Source organism: Streptomyces sp. S186, from assembly GCF_051603415.1.
Classification (GTDB): domain Bacteria; phylum Actinomycetota; class Actinomycetes; order Streptomycetales; family Streptomycetaceae; genus Streptomyces.
Genome location: NZ_CP193932.1, coordinates 2,917,167 through 2,939,708 on the forward strand (window position 1 = coordinate 2,917,167; position 22,542 = coordinate 2,939,708).

Annotated in this window: 20 protein-coding genes, 2 tRNA genes and 2 pseudogenes; 8 read left to right on the forward strand and 16 right to left on the reverse strand. The window is 72.6% G+C overall.

The features are described from left to right. Window positions 1–3: 3 nt before the first annotated feature. Window positions 4–594: pseudogene (locus tag ACRAS8_RS12045) on the reverse strand (TetR/AcrR family transcriptional regulator); the annotation flags it as partial. A gap of 195 nt (window positions 595–789) precedes the next feature. Between ACRAS8_RS12045 and hisN the strand changes: the two are divergent. Together hisN and ACRAS8_RS12055 are read left to right on the forward strand one after the other, a co-directional pair. Further along, complete coding sequence (gene hisN, locus ACRAS8_RS12050; RefSeq protein ID WP_438485927.1) at window positions 790–1,593, forward strand: histidinol-phosphatase; 804 nt, start codon at window positions 790–792, stop codon at window positions 1,591–1,593. Window positions 1,594–1,800: 207 nt separating this feature from the next. Further along, entirely contained in the window at window positions 1,801–2,199 is a 399-nt protein-coding gene (locus tag ACRAS8_RS12055; protein WP_438490439.1) for a CBS domain-containing protein, read from the forward strand. Window positions 2,200–2,347: 148 nt separating this feature from the next. On the opposite strand, the gene ACRAS8_RS12060 is transcribed toward ACRAS8_RS12055, so the two are convergent. Further along, window positions 2,348–3,832, reverse strand: coding sequence for a catalase (locus ACRAS8_RS12060; RefSeq protein WP_438485928.1), 1,485 nt, complete (start codon window positions 3,830–3,832; stop codon window positions 2,348–2,350). Between the two features lie 142 nt (window positions 3,833–3,974). Here ACRAS8_RS12060 and ACRAS8_RS12065 point away from each other — a divergent pair, with 142 nt between their 5' ends. Further along, the gene (locus ACRAS8_RS12065; protein WP_018536209.1) at window positions 3,975–4,394 is read left to right on the forward strand and encodes a Fur family transcriptional regulator; all 420 of its coding nucleotides are present in this window, start codon (window positions 3,975–3,977) and stop codon (window positions 4,392–4,394) included. A gap of 146 nt (window positions 4,395–4,540) precedes the next feature. Here the strand turns inward: ACRAS8_RS12065 and ACRAS8_RS12070 are convergent. The 4 genes from ACRAS8_RS12070 to ACRAS8_RS12085 all read right to left on the reverse strand — a co-directional run bounded on the left by ACRAS8_RS12070 (window position 4,541) and on the right by ACRAS8_RS12085 (window position 9,856). Further along, window positions 4,541–4,614, reverse strand: a tRNA-Met gene (locus ACRAS8_RS12070). A gap of 123 nt (window positions 4,615–4,737) precedes the next feature. Beyond that, window positions 4,738–6,573: a tetratricopeptide repeat protein gene (locus tag ACRAS8_RS12075; protein ID WP_438485929.1), complete on the reverse strand. Its 1,836-nt coding sequence runs from the start codon at window positions 6,571–6,573 to the stop codon at window positions 4,738–4,740. 205 nt (window positions 6,574–6,778) lie between these two features. Then, window positions 6,779–6,852 (reverse strand) — tRNA-Met (locus tag ACRAS8_RS12080). 109 nt (window positions 6,853–6,961) lie between these two features. Then, window positions 6,962–9,856, reverse strand: a complete 2,895-nt coding sequence (locus tag ACRAS8_RS12085) for a UPF0182 family membrane protein (RefSeq protein ID WP_438490440.1) — start codon at window positions 9,854–9,856, stop codon at window positions 6,962–6,964. Window positions 9,857–9,992: 136 nt separating this feature from the next. Here ACRAS8_RS12085 and ACRAS8_RS12090 point away from each other — a divergent pair, with 136 nt between their 5' ends. Continuing rightward, window positions 9,993–10,550, forward strand: a complete 558-nt coding sequence (locus tag ACRAS8_RS12090) for a PPA1309 family protein (RefSeq protein ID WP_438485930.1) — start codon at window positions 9,993–9,995, stop codon at window positions 10,548–10,550. A 44-nt stretch (window positions 10,551–10,594) separates the two neighbouring features. Here the strand turns inward: ACRAS8_RS12090 and ACRAS8_RS12095 are convergent, their stop codons facing one another. From ACRAS8_RS12095 to ACRAS8_RS12110, 4 genes are all read right to left on the reverse strand, one after another. Then, window positions 10,595–11,692 (reverse strand): YlbL family protein, encoded by a 1,098-nt coding sequence (locus ACRAS8_RS12095; RefSeq protein ID WP_438485931.1) that lies wholly within the window; start codon window positions 11,690–11,692, stop codon window positions 10,595–10,597. Between the two features lie 88 nt (window positions 11,693–11,780). Next, a complete protein-coding gene (locus tag ACRAS8_RS12100; RefSeq protein ID WP_438485932.1) occupies window positions 11,781–11,984 on the reverse strand; it encodes a hypothetical protein in 204 nt (67 codons plus the stop codon). A 191-nt stretch (window positions 11,985–12,175) separates the two neighbouring features. Beyond that, window positions 12,176–12,655: a molybdenum cofactor biosynthesis protein MoaE gene (locus ACRAS8_RS12105; protein WP_221906571.1), complete on the reverse strand. Its 480-nt coding sequence runs from the start codon at window positions 12,653–12,655 to the stop codon at window positions 12,176–12,178. A 138-nt stretch (window positions 12,656–12,793) separates the two neighbouring features. Further along, on the reverse strand, window positions 12,794–13,942 hold the full coding sequence (locus tag ACRAS8_RS12110) for an SDR family oxidoreductase (protein ID WP_438485933.1): 1,149 nt from the start codon (window positions 13,940–13,942) through the stop codon (window positions 12,794–12,796). Window positions 13,943–14,132: 190 nt separating this feature from the next. Here ACRAS8_RS12110 and ACRAS8_RS12115 point away from each other — a divergent pair, with 190 nt between their 5' ends. Both ACRAS8_RS12115 and ACRAS8_RS12120 read left to right on the forward strand, forming a co-directional pair. Further along, on the forward strand, window positions 14,133–15,632 hold the full coding sequence (locus ACRAS8_RS12115; RefSeq protein WP_438485934.1) for a zinc-dependent metalloprotease: 1,500 nt from the start codon (window positions 14,133–14,135) through the stop codon (window positions 15,630–15,632). Next, window positions 15,629–16,171, forward strand: a complete 543-nt coding sequence (locus ACRAS8_RS12120) for an NUDIX hydrolase (RefSeq protein WP_438485935.1) — start codon at window positions 15,629–15,631, stop codon at window positions 16,169–16,171. Before ACRAS8_RS12115 ends, ACRAS8_RS12120 begins: the two co-directional genes overlap by 4 nt. A 281-nt stretch (window positions 16,172–16,452) precedes the next feature. Here the strand turns inward: ACRAS8_RS12120 and ACRAS8_RS12125 are convergent. Both ACRAS8_RS12125 and ACRAS8_RS12130 read right to left on the reverse strand, forming a co-directional pair. Continuing rightward, window positions 16,453–17,526 (reverse strand): annotated as a pseudogene (locus tag ACRAS8_RS12125) (TerD family protein); the annotation flags it as partial. Window positions 17,527–17,633: 107 nt separating this feature from the next. After that, entirely contained in the window at window positions 17,634–18,245 is a 612-nt protein-coding gene (locus ACRAS8_RS12130) for a M48 metallopeptidase family protein (RefSeq protein WP_438485936.1), read from the reverse strand. Between the two features lie 202 nt (window positions 18,246–18,447). On the opposite strand from ACRAS8_RS12130, the gene ACRAS8_RS12135 reads away from it, so the two are divergent. Then, window positions 18,448–19,584: a ThiF family adenylyltransferase gene (locus tag ACRAS8_RS12135; RefSeq protein ID WP_438490442.1), complete on the forward strand. Its 1,137-nt coding sequence runs from the start codon at window positions 18,448–18,450 to the stop codon at window positions 19,582–19,584. A gap of 25 nt (window positions 19,585–19,609) precedes the next feature. After that, window positions 19,610–21,055 (forward strand): ABC1 kinase family protein, encoded by a 1,446-nt coding sequence (locus ACRAS8_RS12140; RefSeq protein ID WP_438485937.1) that lies wholly within the window; start codon window positions 19,610–19,612, stop codon window positions 21,053–21,055. Between the two features lie 3 nt (window positions 21,056–21,058). On the opposite strand, the gene ACRAS8_RS12145 is transcribed toward ACRAS8_RS12140, so the two are convergent. From ACRAS8_RS12145 to ACRAS8_RS12160, 4 genes are all read right to left on the reverse strand, one after another. Further along, a complete protein-coding gene (locus ACRAS8_RS12145) occupies window positions 21,059–21,259 on the reverse strand; it encodes a hypothetical protein (protein WP_221906564.1) in 201 nt (66 codons plus the stop codon). 113 nt (window positions 21,260–21,372) lie between these two features. After that, window positions 21,373–21,690 (reverse strand): hypothetical protein, encoded by a 318-nt coding sequence (locus tag ACRAS8_RS12150; protein ID WP_438485938.1) that lies wholly within the window; start codon window positions 21,688–21,690, stop codon window positions 21,373–21,375. Next, window positions 21,687–22,037: a WhiB family transcriptional regulator gene (locus ACRAS8_RS12155; protein ID WP_438485939.1), complete on the reverse strand. Its 351-nt coding sequence runs from the start codon at window positions 22,035–22,037 to the stop codon at window positions 21,687–21,689. The genes ACRAS8_RS12150 and ACRAS8_RS12155 overlap by 4 nt, the downstream gene beginning before the upstream one ends. A 119-nt stretch (window positions 22,038–22,156) precedes the next feature. Continuing rightward, window positions 22,157–22,477 (reverse strand): hypothetical protein, encoded by a 321-nt coding sequence (locus tag ACRAS8_RS12160; protein ID WP_438485940.1) that lies wholly within the window; start codon window positions 22,475–22,477, stop codon window positions 22,157–22,159. Window positions 22,478–22,542: the final 65 nt, after the last annotated feature.

The following is a 22,542-nucleotide window of genomic DNA, read 5'->3' on the forward strand; positions in this document are numbered from 1 at the left end:
CGCCTCGCTCTCGGCCTCCGTCCCCCGCCGCCGGCCCCGCTGCCGGGGCACCGCCACGCGCACACCGGTCGGCGGCCCTGCCGAGCCGGGCCCCACCGGGGCGACCACACACGACAGCGTCAGCCGGGCCGCGGTCTCGCAGGCGGCGTCCAGGGCGGGCAGCTCCTCCCGGGGCCGGCCGGGCGCCAGCGCCGCCACCGCCCGGTCGCGGAACCGGCCGAGCAGTTCGGCGGGCCCGTCCTGACCGGCCGGCAGCCGGTCGCCCCGGCATCCCGTCAACGCGGCCCTGACCAGCGGGTTCGTCCGTGCGCTCCGCAGCGTCCAGGCGGCCGCGGCGGCGACCCGGGCGCCCTCGTCGGCCGCCGCCCCGGCAGCGTCGCCGGCCAGCGCCCGCTCCACCCCCGCCAGATACGTCTCGGTCTCCCGGCGGACGAGGGCGTGGGCCAGCCCCTCCTTGCCGCCGAACTCGTTGTAGAGCGTCTGCCGGGACACCCCGGCGGCGGCCGCCACCTCCACCATCCGGACGGCCGTCCAGGGCCGGGTGAGCAGCGCCGCGTAGGCCGCGTCCAGCAGGGCCTCGCGCACCGAGGGCATCGGCCACCTCCTGGCTCCACTCGAAACAGTGGTCCAGATCACAGAATTGACGCCTCGTCAGTTGCTGTCAAGACCCACCCCGGTCGCCCCCAGGGCGGCTCGGCAGCAGCCCCGGCCGGCACTCCGCCACAGACCACCCGGAGGCCACGGCATGGCCCGGTGGCTCCCGTGCATACCAGTGGATACTGTTCGCACATGCCCGACTATCACGATGATCTCCGCCTGGCGCACGTCCTGGCGGACGCCGCCGACGCCGCCACCATGGAACGGTTCAAGGCCCTCGACCTCAAGGTGGAGACCAAACCGGACATGACCCCGGTCAGCGAGGCGGACAAGTCCGCCGAGGAGCTGATCCGCGCCCAGCTGCAGCGCGCCCGGCCGCGGGACGCGGTGCTCGGCGAGGAGTTCGGCAACGAGGGCTCGGGGCCGCGCCGCTGGATCATCGACCCGATCGACGGCACCAAGAACTACGTCCGCGGGGTGCCGGTGTGGGCGACCCTGATCGCCCTGATGGAGCGCGGCGAGGGCGGCGACCGCCCGGTGGTCGGGCTCGTCTCCGCCCCGGCGCTGAACCGCCGCTGGTGGGCCGCCGAGGGCCTGGGCGCCTTCACCGGCCGCAGCCTGACCTCGGCGACCCGGCTGCACGCCTCCGAGGTCGGCCGCATCCAGGACGCGTCGTTCGCCTACTCCTCGCTGACCGGCTGGGAGGAGCGCGGCCGGCTCTCCCGCTTCCTCGACCTGTCCCGCGACTGCTGGCGGACCCGGGCCTACGGCGACTTCTGGCCCTACATGATGGTCGCCGAGGGGACGGTCGACATCTGCGCGGAGCCGGAGCTGTCGCTGTGGGACATGGCGGCCTGCGCGGTGATCGTCCAGGAGTCCGGCGGGCGCTTCACCGGTCTCGACGGCCGGCCCGGTCCGCACAGCGGCAACGCCGCGGCCTCCAACGGCCTGCTCCACGAGGACCTGCTGGCCTACCTCGGCGACGACCGGAACTGACCACCATCGGGCGAAAAGCGGCGGCCCGGCCCACCGCACCACCCCACTGACCTGCGCAGGGGCAGATGTTCGGACTGGCGTCCACCATCTGCCCCTTGTTGCGCGACCGGGGGCATGTGAACATGAGAACCCCCCGGTTTGTGAACTTGTGAATCGTTTCGCATTTTCACGCCTGCACGTTCAAGGAGGTGGCTCCCCTTCATGCCCATGCTCGTCAAAGACGTCATGAGCACGATGGTCCTCACCATCGGGCCGGCTCACACCCTCCGCCAGGCGGCTCGACTGATGGCGGCCCGCCGCATCGGCGCGGCCGTGGTCCTCGACAGCGACACCTACGGCATCGGCATCCTCACCGAGCGCGACATCCTCAACTCCCTCGGCGCGGGCGAGAACCCCGACCGGGAGACCGCCCAGAGCCACACCACCACCGACGTCGTCTTCGCGACCCCGAACTGGACCCTGGACGAGGCGGCGGGCGCCATGGTGCGCGGCGGCTTCCGCCACCTCGTCGTCCTCGACGACCTCGAACCGGTCGGCATCGTCTCGGTCCGCGACATCATGCGCTGCTGGTCCGACACCTCCGAACGGACCCCGGCGGCGGCGTGACCGTCCCCCCGGGCGCACAGAGAGGCCGGAGCCCTTCGGCATCCGGCCTCTCCGGCTTTTACGGCAGCGACAATTGAGCAACCCCCACGGCGCTCAACCACCTCCGCGAAAGCGGCGCCGGTTTAGGCGCAAAGGGCGCGGCGCCGGCTTAGGCGCAACGGGCAGCCTGGACCGCCGCCTCCAGCCGCTTGCCGTAGTCCGCGTCCGCCTTGCGGAAGTTCTCGATCGCGCGCTGGGCGATCTCGTCGCGGGAGACCTTGGCGAGGAAGCCCGCCAGGTTGTTGATCAGGCGCTCCCGCTCCGCCTCCGACATCAGTCGGTAGAGGTTGCCCGCCTGGACGAAGTCGTCGTCCTCGGCGTGCGAGGGCGCCGCGGTCTCGCCGGTGTCACCGGTCACCGGCAGCGGCTGCCACAGCGGTCGGCCGGTCTGGGCCGGACCGCCGAAGCTGTTGGGCTCGTAGTTCTTCTGACGGCCGTGGCGGCCGTCGTAGAGCGCGCCGTCCCGGCCGTGGCTGCGCGCCTCGGTGGCGTGCGGGCGGTTGACCGGCAGGTGGTCGGCGTTGATGCCGACGCGGTAGCGGTGGGCGTCGCCGTACGCGAAGAGGCGGCCCTGGAGCATCTTGTCGGGGGACGGGCCGATGCCCGGCACGAAGTGGTGCGGGGAGAAGGTCGACTGCTCGACCTCGGCGAAGATGTTCTCCGGGTTGCGGTTGAGCTCCAGCTTGCCGATCTCGACGACCGGGTAGTCCGCGTGTGGCCACACCTTGGTCAGGTCGAACGGGTTGAAGCGGTAGTTCGCGGCCTCGGCGGCGGGCATGATCTGCACGCCGACGGTCCAGGTCGGGAAGTCGCCGCGCTCGATGGACTCGCGCAGGTCGCGCTGGTGGCTGTCCGGGTCCTCGCCGGCGAGCCGGTCGGCCTCGTCCTGGGTGAGGTTCCGGATGCCCTGGTCGGTCTTGAAGTGGTACTTGACCCAGAAGACCTCACCCGCGTCGTTGTTCCACTGGAAGGTGTGCGAGCCGAAGCCGTCCATGTGACGGTACGAGGCGGGGATGCCGCGGTCGCCGAACAGCCAGGTCACCTGGTGGGTGGCCTCGGGCGACAGGCCCCAGAAGTCCCAGACGTTGTCCGCCTCCTGCGAGCCGGTGTACGGGTCGCGCTTCTGGGTGTGGATGAAGTCGGGGAACTTGATGGCGTCCTTGATGAAGAACACCGGGGTGTTGTTGCCGACGAGGTCGTAGTTGCCCTCCTCGGTGTAGAACTTCAGCGCGAAGCCGCGCGGGTCGCGCACCGCGTCGGCCGAGCCGAGGCTGCCGGCGACGGTCGAGAACCGCAGGAACACCTCGGTCTGCTTGCCGACCTCGGAGAGGAACTTCGCGCGGGTGTACTTCGTCACGTCCGCGGTGACCGTGAAGGTGCCGTAGGCACCGGCGCCACGGGCGTGGACGATGCGCTCCGGTATGCGTTCGCGGTTGAAGTGCGCGAGCTTCTCGATCAGGAGCTGGTCCTGGATCAGTCCGGGGCCGCCGACGCCGGCCGTCTCGCTGTTCTGGTTGTCCGCGACCGGGGCCCCGGTCTCCGTGGTCAGCGGTCCGGTGGTGGTCTCTACCGACACGTGCGCCTCCTGATTCATCCGTGCACCTGCCCTTGGCGTGCGCTGCACCCGATCCTACATTGGACAATGTCTAAGTCAAGAAGAATCCGAAACCCGTACCCGATCCGGCGATGGACGGCCGCTGCTACCCTGGTGACTATCTGACTGATAGGTGATTGGCATGAGTGACCTGCTGGAACGACTCCGGGGACGCGGCTGGCGGCTGACCGCGCAGCGCCGCGTCGTCGCCGAGGTGCTGGACGGCGACCACGTCCACTACACCGCCGACGAGGTGCACGCCAAGGCGTCCGAACGGCTCCCCGAGATCTCCCGCGCCACGGTCTACAACACCCTCGGCGAGCTGGTCTCGCTCGGTGAGGTGATCGAGGTGAGCACCGACGGCCGCGCCAAGCGCTACGACCCCAACGCCCACCACGACCACCAGCACCTGGTCTGCTCGCGCTGCGGGACGATCCGCGATGTGCACCTCCACGGCGACCCGCTGTCCGCGCTGCCCGAACCGGAGCGCTACGGCTTCCAGGTCTCCGAGGTCACCGTGACGTACCGGGGTATCTGCCCCAACTGCAGCGGCCAGTCCTGATCCAGGCCCCGGACCCCGTCGGGGCCGCAGTCGTAACCCGCCCCCGCGGCCGCACTCCGGCCCGGGGGCCGCTGCCGTCGCCGCGCATCCGCCGGTCCGGACATGCCGAAGGCCCGGATCCTGAGGATCCGGGCCTTCGGTTTCAGTAGCGGGGACAGGATTTGAACCTGCGACCTCTGGGTTATGAGCCCAGCGAGCTACCGAGCTGCTCCACCCCGCGTCGTTGTGTCTTTACTTTAACCCCACGCCGACGACCAGCGCAAATTCCTTCCGGACGGCCCAGGGCCCGGCCCAATGGGACCGAGCCCCGGCCGCCGGGAGCAGCGCCCCCGGCGGCCGACCGTCATGCGCTCAGCTCCTCCAGGAGCGCGGTCCGCAGCCGGGCCGCCCGCTCCGCCACCTCGGGCGGGCCCAGCTCCACCGCCCGCGCACACCAGCCCTGGGCCTCGGCGAGCGCCCCACGGCGGGCCGCGATCAGCGCCAGCCGCAGCGCCGCCCGGCCGTGGCCGCTCTCGGCGGCGCGCTGCCACCACAGGGCGGCCTCGGGCAGGCTGCCCTCGCGGGCCAGCAGCAGGCCGAGGTTGAAGGCGCCGTTGCGGCTGCCGGCCTCGGCGGCGGCGCGGTACCACGTCGCCGCCTCGACCGCGTCGCCGCGCGCCGCCGCGAACATGCCAACCCGGACCTGGGCGCGGCGGTGCCCCTTGCGGGCCGCGCGCTCGTACCACTGCCGGCTCTCGTCGTCCTCGGACCGCTCGGCGTCCGCCTCCGCGGACCGCCGGTCGAGAAGGTCGGCGAGCCGGAACGCCGCCTCGGCGCTGCCGCCGTCGGCCGCGCAGCGGAGGTTGCCCTCCGCTTCCTGGAGGTCGCCGTCGCGCAGCTGCGCTATGGCGACCTGGAGCGCCGCGTCGGTGTGCCCGGCGGCGGCCGCCCGCTCGTACCAGGAGCGCGCCAGCCGCTCCTCGCCGCGACCGGTGAACAGGATGCCGAGGTTGAACGCGGCGTCCACGCTGCCGGCCTCGGCCGCCTTGGAGAACCACGGCTCGGCCCCGGAGGCGTCGCCGCGCTGGAGCAGCATGATGGCCAGCGCGTTGGCGGCCTCGCGGTGACCGGCGTAGGCGGCGCGGCGGTACCACTGCTCGCCCCGGCCGGGGCGGCCCTGCTCGGCGCAGAGCAGGCCGAGGTTGTAGGCGCCGTTGACATCACCGGCGTCCAGTGCGGCGCGGTACCAGCGCTCGGCGGTCTGGAGCTCGCCGCGGTCGGCGTGCAGCGCGCCGAGGGCGTTGGCGGCGTTGCCGTCGCCGTCCTGGGCGGCCCGCCGCCACCACTCCGCGGCGCTCTCCTCGTCCCCGGCGTCGCGGAGCAGGAAGCCCAGCGCGCAGGCGGCGCGGGCCTCGCCGTCCTTGGCCGCGGAGAGGTACCAGCGGCCGGCCTCCTGGATGTCGCCGCGCTCCTCCAGCAGCGCGCCGAGCTGGAGCGCGGCCCGCCGGTGGCCGCGGGCCGCGGCCTGGCGGTACCACTGCTCGGCCTCGGCCTGCTGCTTCAGCTCCCCGTAGGCGGGTGTGGTGCGGCGGTCGGTGTCGCGGCCGTCCTCGACGAGCCGGGCGAGGCGGTAGGCGGCCTCGCGGTGGCCGCGCTCGGCGGCGGCCCGGAACCAGCGCTCGGCGCCGATGTCGCCACGGTGCTCCAGGAGGTCGGCGAGGGCGTACGCACCCAGGCAGTGGCCGGACTCGGCGGACTGGCGCAGCCAGTACTCGGCGGCCGGCTCGTCGCCGCGCTCGCGGTAGTGGCGGCCCAGGGCGTGCGCGGCGGCGGCGGAGCCGGCGACGGCGGCGATCCGCCACCAGCCGGCGGCCTCCTCGGCGTAGCCCCGCTGGTGGAGGAGGACGCCGAGGTTGTTGGCCGCGGCCCGGTCGCCGGCGGCGGCCGCGGAGCGGAGGTGCGGCTCGGCGCCGTCGAGGTCGGCGCGGCGCAGCAGCATCGCCCCCAGCCCGCTCATCGCGGCCGGGTCCCCCGCCTCGGCGGCGCGGCGGTAGCCGGACTCGGTCACCGCGTCGGACGCCTCGGCCGTGCCGTCGGCCTCCATCGCGTCCATCGACATGTCGGAATCGCGCCCGTCGTCGGGCGCCTGCACAAACCGGTCCGTCTCCAACAACCTTGCCTTGTCCCCCATAAGAACCATCGTCGCATCACCTGTAACCCGCGTACACCTGGTATACCGCAGCCAGTGAGGTCACTTCAGCGGTTTGTCGACTTCCCGACACGGCGACATGCCAAACTCAAGCACACAGCTTTCCCACATGGGTTGTCCGACCCGCCCCTGATCAGCTTTGACCCGAACGCATGACGAAGGCCCGGATTCAAGGAATCCGGGCCTTGGTCTTCAGTAGCGGGGACAGGATTTGAACCTGCGACCTCTGGGTTATGAGCCCAGCGAGCTACCGAGCTGCTCCACCCCGCGTCGTTGTGACTCCAACGTATCACGTCGCGGGGACCGCTGTTGACACCCGGCCCCGGTGGCCGCCGGTTCACGCCGGCGGCCACCGGGCCACGGGGCCCGCTCCGGCGGCTCAGCCGCCCGACTTGCCGCCTTTCCCGGACGCCTTGGCCGCCTGGTCCAGCGCGGCCTTCAGCTTCTTCTGCGCCTCGCCGTACGCGGCCCAGTCGCCGGCCACCCGCGCCTTCTCGCCCTCGTCGTACGCCTTCTCGGCGTCCGCCAGGGCCTGCTGCACGGTCTGGTCGGACGGCGGCGGCTGCTCACCGGTCTGCCCGCCGCCGGGCGGCGGGTTCTCCGCGCCGGTGCTCGGCGCCTTCTTGCCGAAGACCACGTCGAGCGCGTCCTTGAGGCTGTTCTCCAGGACCGGCTTGTTGTCGCCGTAGCTCACCAACACCTTCTTCAGGAGCGGGTAGTTGGTGTTGGCGCCGCGCAGATAGACCGGTTCGACGTAGAGCAGACCGCCGCTGAGGGGCACCGTCAGCAGGTTGCCGTACTCGATCTCCGAGTCGCCGAACTTCTTGAGGATGTTGAGCTCGTTGGCGATCGTGGGGTCGGAGTTGAACTTCGACTGGGCCAGCTGCGGGCCCGGCACCGGTGTCTGCGCGGGCAGCTTCAGCAGTCTGATCCTGCCGTAGTCGCCACTCGTCGCGTCCGCGTCGACCGCCATGAAGGCGCCCAGGTTGTCCTTCTTGTTGGGCGTGAAGGTCGTCGTCAGCGAGAACGCCTGGTCCTTCTGGTCCGGCATCTTCATGCTGAGGTAGTACGGCGGCACCGCGTTGCCCGACTTGTTGGTCGGGTCGCTGGGGATCTGCCAGCGCTCCGAGCCGGTGTAGAAGGTGCCCGGGTCGGTGACGTGGTACGTGGTCAGCAGCTGGCGCTGCACCTTGAAGAGGTCCTGCGGGTAGCGCAGGTGGGCCTTCAGCTCGGGGCTGATGGCGCTCTTCTTCTCCACCGTGCCGGGGAACGCCTTCATCCAGGTCTTCAGGACCGGGTCCTTGGTGTCCCACTGGTAGAGCTTGACCGTGCCGTCGTACGCGTCGACCGTGGCCTTGACGGAGTTGCGGATGTAGTTGACCTGGTTCTGCTGGGCCACCACCGCGCGCTGGCCGTTGGTGAGCGAGTCGGCGGTGCTGTCCCCGAGGGTGGTGCGCGAGGCGTACGGGTAGCCGTTGCTGGTGGTGTACGCGTCCACGATCCACTGGATCCGGCCGTTGATCACCGCCGGGTAGGCGTCGCCGTCGATGGTCAGCCAGGGGGCGACGGACTCGACGCGCTCCTTGGGCGTGCGGTTGTACAGGATCCGCGACTTGTCCCCGATGGCGCCGGAGTAGAGGATCTGCGGCTCACCGAACGCCACCGCGTACGCGGCGCGGTTGATCGGGTTGGACAGGCTCACCCCGCTCTTGCCCTGATAGCGGTAGCCCTTCTCACCGCTGTCGTCGGAGTAGTCCAGCTCCTGCTGCGGCCCGCCCACGATGGAGTACTGGGTGGTCTTCTCGCCGTAGTAGACGCGCTGTTCGTACGTCGGGAGCTGGCCCTTGGTCGGCAGGTCGGACTCGGTGTACCGCGGGCCGCCGCCGTCGGCGGTCTCGGTGCCCTTGGCGGTGACCGCGCCGTAGCCGTGGGTGTACTTGAAGTGGTCGTTAATCCAGTTGCGCTCGGGGATGCCGGCGATGTTCAGCTCGCGCAGGCCGATGACGGTGTCCTGCTCCTTGCCGTCCTTGTCCTTGTACCGGTCGACGTCCAGGGTGGACGGGAACTGGTAGTAGGACCGCACCTGCTGCTGTTGCTGGAAGGCCGGCGAGACGACGTTCGGGTCGAGCAGCCGCATGCTGGCGGTGCTGTCGGCCTCGTCGCGCAGCCGCTGGGCGTCCTCCTTGGAGCCCGGCTTGTAGTTGCCCTTGTAGGGCGTCACCTCGGAGTCCTGGATGCCGTACGCGTCCCGGGTCGCCTTGATGTTCTTGTTGATGTACGGCGCTTCCTTGGCCTGCTCGTTCGGCTGGACCTGGAACTTCTGGACGATCGCCGGGTACAGCCCGCCGATCAGGACGGCGGAGAGCACCATCAGGCCGAAGCCGATCACCGGCAGCTGCCAGGTGCGCCGCCACAGGGTGGCGAAGAACAGCACCGCGCAGATCGCCGCGATGAAGAACAGGATGGTCTTCGCCGGCAGGTAGGCGTTGGCGTCGACATAGCGCAGACCGGTCCAGTTGTCGGCCGACTTCAGGCCGCTGGACTTGACTGCGAGGCCGTACCGGTCGAGCCAGTACGCGATCGCCTTCAGGGAGACGAAGATGCCCAGCAGCACCGAGAGGTGACCGGTGGCGGCGGCGGTCGCCCGCGATCCGGGGCTGGTCAGCCGCAGCCCGCCGTAGAGGTAGTGGGTGAGCACGGCGGCCACCAGGGACAGCACCGCGCAGGCGAAGCCGAAGCTCAACAGGAAGCGGTACCACGGCAGATCGAAGGCGTAGAACGAGACGTCCTTGTGGAACTGCGGGTCCGTTGTGCCGAACGGGACGCCGTTGACCCACTGGAGCCACGTGCGCCACTCACCGGAGGCGGAGGCCCCGGCGATCAGCCCGATCACCGCCGTGATCGCGATCAGCGCCCACTTCTTGAACGGGGCGATGCCCATGCGGTAGCGGTCCAGGCTCTGCTGCTCCATGGACATCGCGCTGAGCGGCGGCCGCAGCCGGTGCGCCAGCCAGATGTTGACGCCGACGGCGACCGCCATCACGACGCCGAAGGAGAAGAACAGTCCGATCTTGGTCCACAGGGTGGTGGTGAAGACCGACGAGAAGTGGACCGAGCGGTACCAGAGCCAGTCGGTCCAGAATCCCGAGAACATCACGAAGAGCATGGCCAGCACGGCCAGTACGCCCAACGTCATGAGCAGGGTCCTGAACCGCCGCGACGGTCGGCCGACTCTGATCCGTGGCCCGGAGGGGCCTCCGCCGCGGTCCGGCATCTGGAAAGCCAAGGTGCGCACCTCGAAGTTCGCTGTCGTGTGGAGCAGGCCCGGCGATACTAGGACCCAGTGATGCAACTTACGACGGCTTTACTCGGTTCCCGATTTCCGGGGTGGACAAGGCACGATGTTGGGCATGACCAACCTCCCCGTTGACGGCACCCCCCTCGCCGCCGACCCACTGACCCGCGCGGTGCTCGAGATCGACGAGTACGCCGCCGGCCTCGGCTGGGACCAGCCCGCCCGTCTGTTCGCCCTCGTCGACACCGGCAAGCTCCGGGAACAGGAGCCCTCGCTCGCCGCCCAGCTGGGCATCGAGGAGTCCGCCGGCACCTCCCTGACCCCCATCGAGCAGGACGAGATCCCGGCCGGCGCCCCGCTGGACGAGTTCCTCGCCACCATCGCCTGGCCCGACGCCGTGGTCGGCTGCGCGCTGACCGTGGAGCGCCTGATGCTGCCGCCGTCCGCCGAGGAGGCCGAGCCGGCGGGCATGACCGAGAAGCAGCTCGCCAAGTGGGTCGCCGAGCACCCCGAGCGCCAGGAGGTGCGGATGACGGTGGCCGTCCTCCGGGACGGCTCCCGCGAGTCGGCGCTGCGGCTGCGCGAGAAGGACTCCACCTCCGAGGTGCTGACCGGCAGGTCGCTGGTCCCCGGCCTCGCGGACGCGCTGGCGGCGACCTTCGAGGAGGAGTAGCCGCGCGGCGGGCGGACGGGCCCGCCGCTCCCGCTACCGGCCTGCTACCGGCCTGCCGGACTGCAACTCGGCAGGCCGGCCAGGTCGTTCGTGCGGATCTTCTCCAGCGCCCGCACCGCGTCCCCTATGGTGTCGACCTTGACCAGCCGGAGCCCGGAGGGGGTGTCCTTCGCGGCGGCCGCGCAGTTGTCCTTGGGCGTCAGGAAGAACTCCGCGCCCTTGTCCCGCGCGCCGATCGTCTTCATCGAAATGCCGCCGATCGGGCCGACCTTGCCCTGGTCGTCGATTGTGCCCGTACCCGCCACGAACCGGCCGCCGGTCAGATTGCCGCCGGGGGTGAGCTTGTCCACGATGCCGAGCGCGAACATCAGCCCGGCGCTGGGGCCGCCGACGTCGGCGAGCTTCACGTCGATCGGGAACGGGAAGACGTGGTCCACCTGGGCCTGGATGCCCACGACCGCCCGGCTGCCGGCCGCCACCGTGGTGATCGCGACCTCCTTGCCGGGGCCCTCGGGCTGCTTGCCCTGCTTCTTCGCGGCGGCCGCCTCCTTGGCGGGGATGACGGTGAACACCACCTTCTGTCCCGGCTTGTGCCGGGTGACGAACGCGGCCACGTCGCCGGCCTGCTGGACCTTCCTGCCGTCCACCGCCTTGATCACGTCGCCGGCGTGCAGCAGCCCGTCGGCCGGCTTGTCCTTGACGACCGCGCCCACGACGGTCTGACTGGCGACCGGGATGTGCAGCTGCCGGAGCGCGGCGACCTTGGCGCTCTCCTGGGACTGGGTGAACTCCTCGGCGTTCTGCTGGTCGGCCTGCTCGGCCGTCTGCCCCTCGGGGTAGAGCGTGCGGTGCGGCACCACCGCGCTGCTCGGGTCCAGCCAGCCGTAGACCGCCTCCAGGAGATTCATGCGGTAGTCCGGGCCGGTGACGCGGACCGTGGTCATGTTCAGATGGCCGGAGGTCTGGTACGTCTTCCGGCCGCCGCCGATCTGGAGGACCGGCTCGCCGTTGTGGTCCCCGAGAGTGTTGACCGTCGGCCCCGGCGACATCTCGGCATACGGGACGGGGATCAGTACCCCGGCGCAGAGCAGCGCGATCAGCATCAGGGTCGAGGCGAGCAGCGTCGCGGTGCGGCGTGGCATGGAACGACAGTACGGGACGGGTATGACAACCGGCCCGCGGGGCCGTCCGTACGGGGACCGGCCGCCGGACCTCACCGAACGGGGGAAGTCAGACCGGATCCGAGGCGTGCTCGGGGGCGGCCGCGGCGGGGGCGGGAGCGATGTGCTGCTTCTCCATCGCGGCGCGGAACCGGGCGTAGCCGGCCAGCTCGGCGACGTCCCCGCTGCGGCGGTTGCGCATGGCCCAGCTGCTCCACAGCGCGGCGACCAGTCCGGCCAGCACCGGAATCAGCAGCCAGAGGAGCGCTCCCATGGGGACCTCCCTACACCTTGCGCACCCACGATCGACGAATAAGCAGATTAACCATCCGCCACGTCAACGCTGGTGCCGGGGAGCCGGTTACGCAACCGGAACCGGAGGTACCGGTTCGGCCGCGGGGCGCGGGCCGTCAGGCCCCGACCCGCCCTCCCGTCGCCCGACCACCGCCCCCCGGAAGAGGGGGCTTACGCCCCCACCCACTCTTCTGTGCCGTCCGAGAAGGTCTGGTGCTTCCAGATGGGGACCTCGTGTTTGAGGTCGTCGATGAGTTTGCGGCAGGCCGCGAACGCCTCGGCGCGGTGGGGGCAGGAGACCGCGACGACCACGGCCAGATCACCGATGGCCAGATCACCCACACGGTGGACGGCGGCCAGCGCGCGGACCGGATGGTCGGCGACGACCTTCTCGGCGACCCGGCGCAGCTCCGCCGCGGCGGACGGGTGCGCGGAGTACCCGAGGCCGTCGACGTCCGCGCCGCCGTCGTGCGAGCGGACGGTCCCGACAAAGAGGGCCGTGCCGCCCGCGGCCCGATCCCCGACGGCCGCGAAGACCTCGTCCACGGAGAGGGGGGTGTCGCGGATCTCCAGGAGCCGGATCGGGTCCGCGGCGCCCTGCTCACCGGGGTGGTCGCGGTCGGTGGAGGGCCGGGAGTGCGTGCCAGACATGGCCCCATCGTGCCGCACCGGACGGGCACCGGGAAATGGCGATTCCACCGGGCCTCCGAGGTCCCGTATGGAGGCTCGTACAGGCGTCGGGCCCAGGAGCCGGTCCGGGGCGCGTCGGCGGTCGGTGGCCCGGTGGTGTCAGATGCGGCGGCGGGCCTTGCGGGCGCGGCGGACCAGGGCCGCGGTACCGAGGAGCGCGACGGTGGCGCCGGCGGCGCCCGCGGCGGTGGCGTCCTTGCGGCCCAGCCGGCGGCCGGCGACCGTGTGCCGGCCGGCGGCCTCCGCCAGCAGTTCGGCGAGGACCTCCTCGTTCGTCCACCGGGGGCGCCAGCCCGCGTCGTGCAGCCGGCTGCCGCTGACCACCCAGGGGTGCATGGTGTAGGCGAGGTCCCCGGCGGGCGACGGCGTCAGGCCGATCCGGTGCAGACGGGCGGCGGCCCCCAGCGCCACCGAGGACGGCAGCTCCATGCGCCGGATACCGGAGAGCTCCTCGACCTCCTCCTGCTCCAGCCAGCCGTCGCAGCCCACCGCCAGCTCGCCCTCGACCTTTTCCAGCGCGGCGTACTCCAGGGCGCCGACCAGGTCCTCCACGTGGCAGAACTGCCAGGCCGGGCGGGAGCCGGCGACGACCAGGAGGCGCGGCGACTCGAAGTAGCGGGTGAGCGCGGTGTCGGTGCCGCCGACCAGGACGGCGGGGCGCAGCACGGTGACGTTCAGGCCGGGGTGGGCGCGCGGGGCGCGGCGCGCCAGGTGCTCGATCTCCAGGAGGTCGCCGACCCCGGTGGCGTCCGCGGTGGCGCGCAGCTCGGCGTCCTCGGCGAGCGGGACGTCGTTGTCGGGCAGCGCCCCGTAGACCATGGCGGAGGTGCACAGCACCACCCGGTGGACGCCGGCGGCCGCGGCGGCGGTCAGCACGGTCTGGGTGCCGCGCACGTTGTAGGCGGTGCGGGCCGCGGCGTCGGTCTCCAGGTCGAGGTCGAGGGCGAGATGGACGACGACGTCCGTTCCGCGGAGTTTGTCGGCGATGGCGGGGTCGCGGACGTCCAGGACGTGCCACTGGGCCTCGGCGACGTCACCGGGGCGTTCGTCGATGGCCACCACCTCCTTGACCTCGTCGGACGCGACCAGGGCGCGGGTGAGCAGCGCGCCGATCCCGGAGGCGGCTCCGGTGACGGCGACGACGGGGCGGCGCAGCGGCCGGTCGTCGCCGGCCGGGCCGCGGTCTGCCTGTTCGGCTGTGGCGGCAGCGTTTCGCGCTGCGCGAACGGTCGGATCTGGGGAACTCACCGGGCGTCTCCAGCGGTTGTCTTCAGTACGGGCGCGTCCGACGCGTCCGCACCAGGTGGCATCCATCCTGCCGCAGCCACCGGGACAGCGAAGCACCGAGCCCCGAGGCGGGGCGAGTGTCTACGCTGGAGGTGATGTCGGGCAGCCGCCGTCGGCGTAGGGCCGGCGGCCCTACGAGCCGAGGAAACCCGTGAGTGACACCCCATTCGGATTCGGCCTTCCGCCGGAGGAGCCGGAGGACGGCGACAACGGCAAGAAGAAGGGCGGCCAGGGAGGTAGCCAGGGCCCCGCGAACCCCTTCGGGTTCGGCGGCGGGAGCGGCGCCGCGGACAATCCGTTCGCCGCGCTCTTCGGCGGCATGGGGGGACCTGGCGGCCAGATGAACCCCGGCGACCTCGGCGCCGCCTTCCAGCGGCTCGGCCAGATGCTCTCCTACGAGGGCGGCCCGGTGAACTGGGAGATGGCCAAGGACATCGCGCGGCAGACCGTCGCGCAGGGCGCCGAGGACGGCAGCAAGGACGCCAGCGTCTCCTCCGGTGAGCGGACGGCGGTCCAGGAGGCCGTGCGCCTGGCGGACCTGTGGCTGGACGGGGTGACGTCGCTCCCGTCGGGCGCCGGCTCGGTGGTGGCCTGGAGCCGCGCCGAGTGGGTCGAGGAGACCCTGCCGGTGTGGAAGGACCTGGTCGATCCGCTCGCCGAGCGGGTCGGGGCGGCGATGGGCGAGGTGCTGCCCGAGGAGATGCAGGCCATGGCCGGCCCGCTGCTCGGGATGATGCGCTCCATGGGCGGCGCGATGTTCGGCGCCCAGATCGGCCAGGCGCTGGGCGTGCTGGCCTCCGAGGTCGTCGGTTCCACCGACGTGGGGCTGCCGCTGGGCCCGGCCGGCAAGGCGGCGCTGCTGCCGGCGAACGTCACGGCGTTCGGCGCCGGACTGGGCGTCCCGGAGGAGGAGGTGCGGCTCTATCTGGCCCTGCGCGAGGCCGCCCACCAGCGGCTCTTCGCCCATGTGCCGTGGCTGCGCTCGCATCTGTTCGGTGCTGTCGAGGGCTATGCGCGCGGCATCAAGGTCGACACGACCAAGCTGGAGGACATGGTCGGCCAGATCGACCCGCAGCACCCCGAGGAGCTGCAGAACGCCCTCCAGGGCGGCATGTTCCAGCCCGAGGACACGCCGGAGCAGAAGGCCGCGCTGGCCCGTCTGGAGACCGCGCTGGCGCTCGTCGAGGGCTGGGTGGACGCGGTGGTGCACGCCGCCGCCAAGCCGCATCTGCCGTCCGCGGACAAGCTCCGCGAGACGCTGCGGCGGCGCCGGGCCACCGGCGGCCCGGCCGAGCAGACGTTCTCCACGCTGATCGGGCTCCAGCTGCGCCCGCGCCGCCTGCGGGACGCCTCGCGGCTGTGGGCCTCCCTGACGGACGCGCGGGGCCTGGACGGCCGCGACGGCCTGTGGGAGCACCCGGACATGCTGCCGACGGCGGGGGATCTGGACGACCCGGACGGCTTCGTCCACCGCGAGCACGCGGACTTCTCCGAGCTCGACAGGATGCTGGGCGAGGCGGCGAGCGGCGGCGGCCCGGACCTGACCAAGCGCGGTGGGGACGCCGAGGGCTCCGGCCCGGCCGACGGCGGCCCGCGCGGCCCCGAGGGCGAGGGCGGGAACGACGAGGGCAAGGGCGACGGCGCCCGGTGAGCCTGCACGCGGACGCGGCGCGGGTGCTCAAGGAGTGGCCCGCGCCCTCGGCCGGCCAGGAGCGGCTGCGGCTGGCCTATCTGGACCACCTCGCGGCCCATCAGGACGGCATGTGGAAGCCGTGCAAGGACGGGCATCTCACGGCCAGTGCGCTGGTGGTCGACCCGGCCGGCGGGCGGGTGCTGCTCACCCTGCACCGCAAGTTGGAGATGTGGCTCCAGATGGGCGGCCACTGCGAGCCCGAGGACACCTCGCTGGCCGGCGCGGCGCTGCGCGAGGCGCGTGAGGAGTCCGGGATCGCGCACGGGCTGACGCTGCTGGGCGACGTGCCGGTGCGGCTGGACCGCCACCGGACGCCCTGCGCGGAGCATCTCGACGTCCAGTACGCCGCGTTGGCGCCCGCGGACGCGGTGGCGGCGATCAGCGACGAGTCGCTGGACCTGCGGTGGTTCCGCTACGACGAGGTGCCCGCGGTCGCCGACGACTCGGTGGTGCGCCTGGTGGCGGACACCCGGGCGCTGCTGGCCGCCCACATCTGACACTTCGTCATAAATGATGCTGCGCCACAAACGGCGCCCGCCCCTCGTGTTGGGGCGGGCGCCGTTTCCCGTGCCGGGGGATGCGGGCCTGTCGGTCAGCGGCCCCGGCGGGAGTCGTCCTGCGGTGGTGCGCCGTGGGCGCCCGGCTCCTCGGGGCGGTGCCACGGTCCCGTACCGCCGTCCTCGGGGAGGGGCACGCCCTGCCCCGGATACGGGGCGTACGGGGCTCCCGGCTGCTGCTGCCCCGGCTGCCCGTACGGAGCGGGCGGCGGCGGGAGCGGCACGGGCTGCCCCTGGGGCGCGGCGTATCCACCGGGAAGCGGCGGGGGTTGTTGGCCATACGGGGGCGGAGGTGGCTGGTGGCCGTACGGGGGCGGCGGCGGAGGCTGCTGGCCGTACTGCGGCGGCGGGGGCGGCTGGTGACCGTAGGGAGTCGGCGGCTGGTGGCCGTACGGGGGCGGTGGCGGAGGCGGCGGACCCTGTATGCCCGGGGCCGGGGGCGGCGGGGGCGGCGGACCTGGTACGCCCGGCGGCGGCACCGGGCCACCGGGCGGGACCAGCGGCGCCACGAGCGTGGGCGCGCTGTGGATCTGCGCGGCGGCAGGCTGCGGCAGCGGGGGCGGGGTCTGCTGCGGGTGTGCCGGCGCGAGGGCGCGCGGATCCGGGGCGGTGGGCACGGGCGGAGCCGGGGCGGCGGGCGCGGCGGAGACGGGCGGCGCGGCGGACGGGGCAGGTGCCGGGACCGGGGCCGGCGGCGGCAGCGGGAAGTCGGGCGCGCCGTGCGCGGTGGCGGGCGGCACCGGCGGCCCGGCGGCCTCGTCGCCCTCCTCCAGGACCTCGCCGCCGAAGTTCGTCAGCAGCGCCTCCAGTCCGCCGTCGAAGCCCTGGCCGACCGCGGCGAACCGCCAGACGTCCTTGAGGTACAGGTCGCCGAGCATCACGGCGCGCTCGGTGCTGAACTCCCCGCCGCTGAAGGGATATCGAGCCACCTCCTGGCCGCCGGCCACGAGGCGCAGGCAACCGGGACCGATCTGCGCCATCTGGCCCGCGCCGTCGAGGGCGGCGGTGAAGGTCAGCTTCCGGATGTGCGGCGGGACCCGGTCGAGGGCGACGCGGAAGGAGTCGGTGTCGCCGTCCTGCGGGCCGAGCTGCCGGACCGCCTCCTCGGGCGTCACGGGCTGGTTGAAGAAGACGAAGTAGCGGTCGTCGGAGAGCCGCTCGTCGCCGTCCAGTCCGAAGCAGCTGATGTCGAAGCTCAAACCGGGGCCGGCGATCCGCACCCCGACGTACAGGTCCCGTTCCGTCGTCAGATCGGCAAGCCTGGCCTTGTGGCCGCGCTGGAATTCCCTGGCCATGGGCTGCGCCCCTCCCCCGCTCGCGTCGCGTCCGTACCCACGCCAGGCTAACCGCTGACACCGACGGCGCGCGGCCCCGGGGCGCGCCCGGGAACGGCCGGATCCGGTCAGCGCCGGCGGGCGGCCGGCAGATGCGGCAGCCGGTCGGCGGCCACCACCCCTTCGAGATAGCCGCGCGCCCGTTCGGTGCGCGGATAGGGCTCCAGCAGCCGCCAGAACTCCGGCCCGTGGCCGGGTACGAGGAGGTGCGCCAGCTCGTGGAGCAGGACGTAGTCGATGACGTACTCGGGCATGCCCTGCAGGCGGTGCGAGAGGCGGATGCTGCCCTCGGCCGGGGTGCACGAGCCCCAGCGGGTGTTCTGGTTGGTGACCCAGCGGACCGTCTCCGGACGGGCCCGCCCGTCGAGGTACTGCGCGGAGAGCCGCTCGGCGCGCTCGGCAAGCTCGCCGTCGCCCAGCATCCGCTTGCTCTCCTGGGCGGCGAGCTTGTCCAGCATGACCGAGACCCAGCGCTGCTCCTCGGCCTGCGACATCCGGGCCGGGATCAGGACGATGGTGCGGTCGCCCTCGCGGTACGCGGAGACCGTCCGGCGCCGCCGGGTGCTGCGACGCACCTCGACCGGGCGGGCCGACGGACTCGGGTCGGCCCGGCGCGGGCGGTCGGCGGCGCGGCGCAGGGGCGTCTCCCCGGATCCGCGCGGGGAAGGGTCGGCGGGCACGCGCCCGACGTTACCCGCTGGCGCTGTGCGAAGTCCCGACCCGCGGACGGTTCGCCACCTGAACGCCCCCGGCGTGCACGGATTTGTACGACGAATGCCCGGAGCCTGTGGATAACTTCCGTGTCCGGTGCGGTTCCGGCGCATGCTGGGGGCCGGACGAAACGACCGGACGAAACGAACGGGGGCGGATGACATGCATCCGATGCTCAAGCCCGCGCTGCGGCGCGGCTGGCGGGACCGGGAGACGGTGCGGTTCGGCGTGGCGCCGGCCCATGCCCGGGTGGTCGGTCCGGTCGATGTGGCGACCGGCTGCTTCATCGAGCTGCTCGACGGCACCCGCTCACTGCCGCAACTGCTCGACGAGGCCGCGGCGCTGGATGTCGCACCGGAGCGGGCGCGCGGGGTGGTGGAGCGGCTCGGCGCGGCGGGGTTGTTGGAGGCTCCGGCGGCGGGCGGCGCCGCGCCGCCGGACGACCGTGCCGTCGAGCGGCTGCGGGCGGATCTGGCCGCGCTGTCGGTGCGCCAGCCCGGGGCGGCCGCCGGGCCGCTCGCGCAGATAGGGGTGCGCCGGTCGGTCCGGGTCAAGGTGAAGGGCGCGGGACGGGTGGGCAGCCAGATCGCGGCGCTGCTGGCGGCCTCGGGGGTCGGCCGGGTGGACGTGGTGGACGGCGGCACGGTCGCGCCGTGGGACGTGGTCCCGGGCGGCCCGACGGCCGGTCAGGTCGGCGAGCGGCGGGACGAGGCCGCGCGGCGGCTGGTCCGGGAGTCCTCCCCGTGGAGCCGCCGGTGCCGCCCCGGCGGCCCCGTCACCGAGTCCGGCGAACCCGGTATCTCCCTCCTGGTGCTGGCCCCGCGCGACGGCCTCGGTGCCTACGCCCCCGATCCGGTGCTCGCCGAACCGCTCCTCACCGCCGGCATCCCGCATCTCTACGCGGGTGTACTGGAGGGCACGGGAGTGGTGGGCCCGCTGGTGGTGCCCGGTGTCTCGGCCTGCGCCGGCTGCGACGAACTCCGGCGTACGGACGCGGAGCCGGCCTGGCCGCGGCTGCTCGCGCAGTGGCGCTCGGGGCGCGGTACGCCGGCGGTGCCGGCCTGTGACGCCGCGCTGGCGACGGCGGTCGCCGGGCTCGCCGCCGTCCAGGCACTGGCGTTCCTCGACGGCGAGCCGCCGCCCTGCATGGGGGCGCGGATGGAGCTCCCGCTGCCGTGCGCGAGCGTCCGGACGGTGCGGATCGCCCCGCATCCGGACTGCGGCTGCGGTGCCGTCTCCGTACGGGGCACGGCGGACGCCTCGGTTCCGCGGCCGCGACACGCAACAATGACGGGGTATCCCCGGTAGGGGACGGTGTGAGTTGGAGGGGCGCATGTCTGATCTTCCCCGCAGGGCGGTCACCCGGACCGCCAAGCTGGCCGCGCTGCCACTGGGGTTCGCCGGTCGTGCCACCTGGGGCCTGGGCAAACGGCTCGGCGGCAGATCCGCCGAGATCGTCGGCCGGGAGCTCCAACAGCGCACCGCGGAGCAGCTCTTCAAGGTCCTCGGCGAGCTGAAGGGCGGTGCGATGAAGTTCGGTCAGGCTCTGTCCGTCTTCGAGTCGGCGCTGCCGGAGGAGATCGCCGGCCCGTATCGGGCGGCGCTGACGAAGCTTCAGGAGGCGGCGCCGCCGCTGCCGGCGAGCACGGTGCACACCGTGCTGGCCGAGCGGCTCGGGGCGGACTGGCGGGAGCTGTTCGAGGAGTTCGAGGACAAGCCGGCCGCGGCGGCGTCGATCGGGCAGGTGCACCGGGCGGTGTGGCACGACGGCCGGGAGGTGGCCGTCAAGGTGCAGTATCCGGGCGCGGGCCCGGCGCTGCTGTCGGATCTGGCGCAGCTCAGCCGGTTCGCGCGGCTGCTCGGCCCGCTGATCCCGGGCATGGACGTCAAACCGCTCATCACCGAGCTGCGCGACCGGGTCTCGGAGGAGCTGGACTACGACCTGGAGGCCGAGGCCCAGCAGGCGCACGCCGCGGAGTTCGCCGGCGACCCGGACGTGGTGGTGCCGGCCGTGGTGCACCAGAGCGACCAGGTGCTGGTGACGGAGTGGCTCGACGGGGTGCCGCTGTCCGAGGTGATCGCCGACGGCACCGAGGAGCAGCGCGACCGAGCCGGGCAGCTGCTGGCGCACTTCCTCTTCTCCGGTCCGGCGCGCACCGGCCTGCTGCACGCCGATCCGCATCCGGGCAACTTCCGGCTGCTGCCCGGGGCGGAGCCGGACGGCCCGGTGTCCGGGTGGCGGCTGGGCGTGCTGGACTTCGGCACGGTCGACCGGCTGCCGGACGGCCTGCCGCCGACGATCGGCACCTCGCTGCGGATGGCGCTGGACGGCGAGGCGGAGGCGGTCTACCGCATGCTGTGCGAGGAGGGCTTCGTCAAGGACTCCATCGAGCTGGATCCGGAGGCGGTGCTGGAGTATCTGCTGCCGATCATCGAGCCCGCGCAGGTGGACGCGTTCGCCTTCTCCCGGGGCTGGATGCGCCGGCAGGCGGCCCGGATCGGCGATCCGCGCTCCCCCGCGCACCAGTTGGGCAAGCAGCTCAATCTGCCGCCCGCCTACCTCCTGATCCACCGTGTGACCTTGAGCACCATCGGGGTGCTGTGCCAGCTGGGGGCCACGGTGCGGCTGCGCGACGAGCTGGAGGCGTGGCTGCCGGGGTTCCTGCCCGACGCGGCCGAGGAGGACCCGGCCCCGGAGGATGCGGGCAGGGAAGAGCCGGGCGGGGAGGAACCGGGCGCGGAGAGCTCCGCCGGGAGCCCGGCGGGGAGTCCGGCCTGACCCTCACCACCAGCTGGAGTCCAGCCGGCCCTCGATGGCGCGGATGTTGTCCCGGGCGCAGCGGTCGCAGAAGTACCGGCGCTCGCCGTTCTCGACCGAGCAGGTCCAGGTCGGTGGGGTGTCCTCGGCCACTGCGCCGCAGCGCGCGCAGACCGTGGCGTCGGAGGCCAACTCCGCCTGTTGATGCGTCTTCTGGTCCACCATCCGACGATATCCCCGCAGCCGCCGCGAATCGGGACGCAACGCAGTACGGGGCCCGTCCGGTCGGACGAGCCCCGTACTGACGGCGCCTCAGTGTGCGGTGCGGGTATGCCCGGTCACTGCATCACGGCCATGGCCAGCGCCCGGCGGGCACGCAGCGACGCGCGCTCGGCGCGCCGCTGCATCCGCCGCGCGGCGGCGAGCCGATGCCCCCTGCGTTCGGACTCGGCCTCCCGCAGGCGTTGTTCCACATGGGCCCGGGCCAGGGCTTCTGGCATGAGTTGCATGGCGAGGTTCCTGTTCTGGCGCGACGCGAGGGCGCCGGGGTTCGCGGGGGTGGTGGTCTCGGTGAAAGTCGGGTTCATCGTGGGGTCCTGCTTCCGGGGGTCCCGGGTGACGGGACGGTCGATCGTTCCTGTGCGCGCGGTGTTCATGCCACGACCGGGTTCTTGCGCGGACGGCCCCGCGGACGCTTCCGGGGCACGACGACACCCTGGACGAAGAGCTCGCCGCCCCAGACGCCCCAGGGCTCGCGGCGCTCCTTGGCGCCGGCCAGGCAGGCCTCGCGCACCGGGCAGGTCTGGCACAGCGTCTTGGCGTACTCGACGTCGGCCGGGGACTCGGCGAAGAAGACCTCGGGGTCGTAGGTGCGGCAGGGTACGGCGGTGCCGAGGCGGTCGATCTCGTCGTCGAGCTCGGTGAGGGGCAACAAGGGGTTCTCCTGGAGGTCGGGCGGAGGGATCAGGTCGGTGGCGGACGGGGTGTGCGTCTGGAGTTGCACGGTGGTGTGTTCCTCGTCTGTTCCGGCCCGGCTGGTGGCGGGCGCATTGGGCAAAACAAAAGGACCGCGGATCCCGGTGTGGGTTCCGCGGCCCTGGAAGGTGCCGACCTGATCGCCGATCAGGCTGGATCTCTCCAGGGTTCGAGGCCGCGGTAGGCCCACATGGCGTGCTGGTACTGCTTCCGGGATTCGGCACCATTGGCCGCCGTCGCGAAGGCAAGGGCGTTCGCCGCCGTCGCTACCGCTGCCGCGGGTGCCTCGGTCGGTCGCGCGATGCGCTCGCCCGCCGTCGGGACGGCGAGGGCGTCGGGACGCGCGACCTCGGTACCGGACAGACGGCCGGAGCCGGACAGACCGGTGCCAAGGAGCGAGGTGCCGAGAGCGCAGGTGGCGACGACCGAGAGATCGGTCATTTTGTTGGTCTCGATGAAGCTGATCACTGGGCTCGCCTCCTCTCGGCGTCTCGGGGACCGGGAATACCCGGTCCGGGGGTGTTCAAGTACAG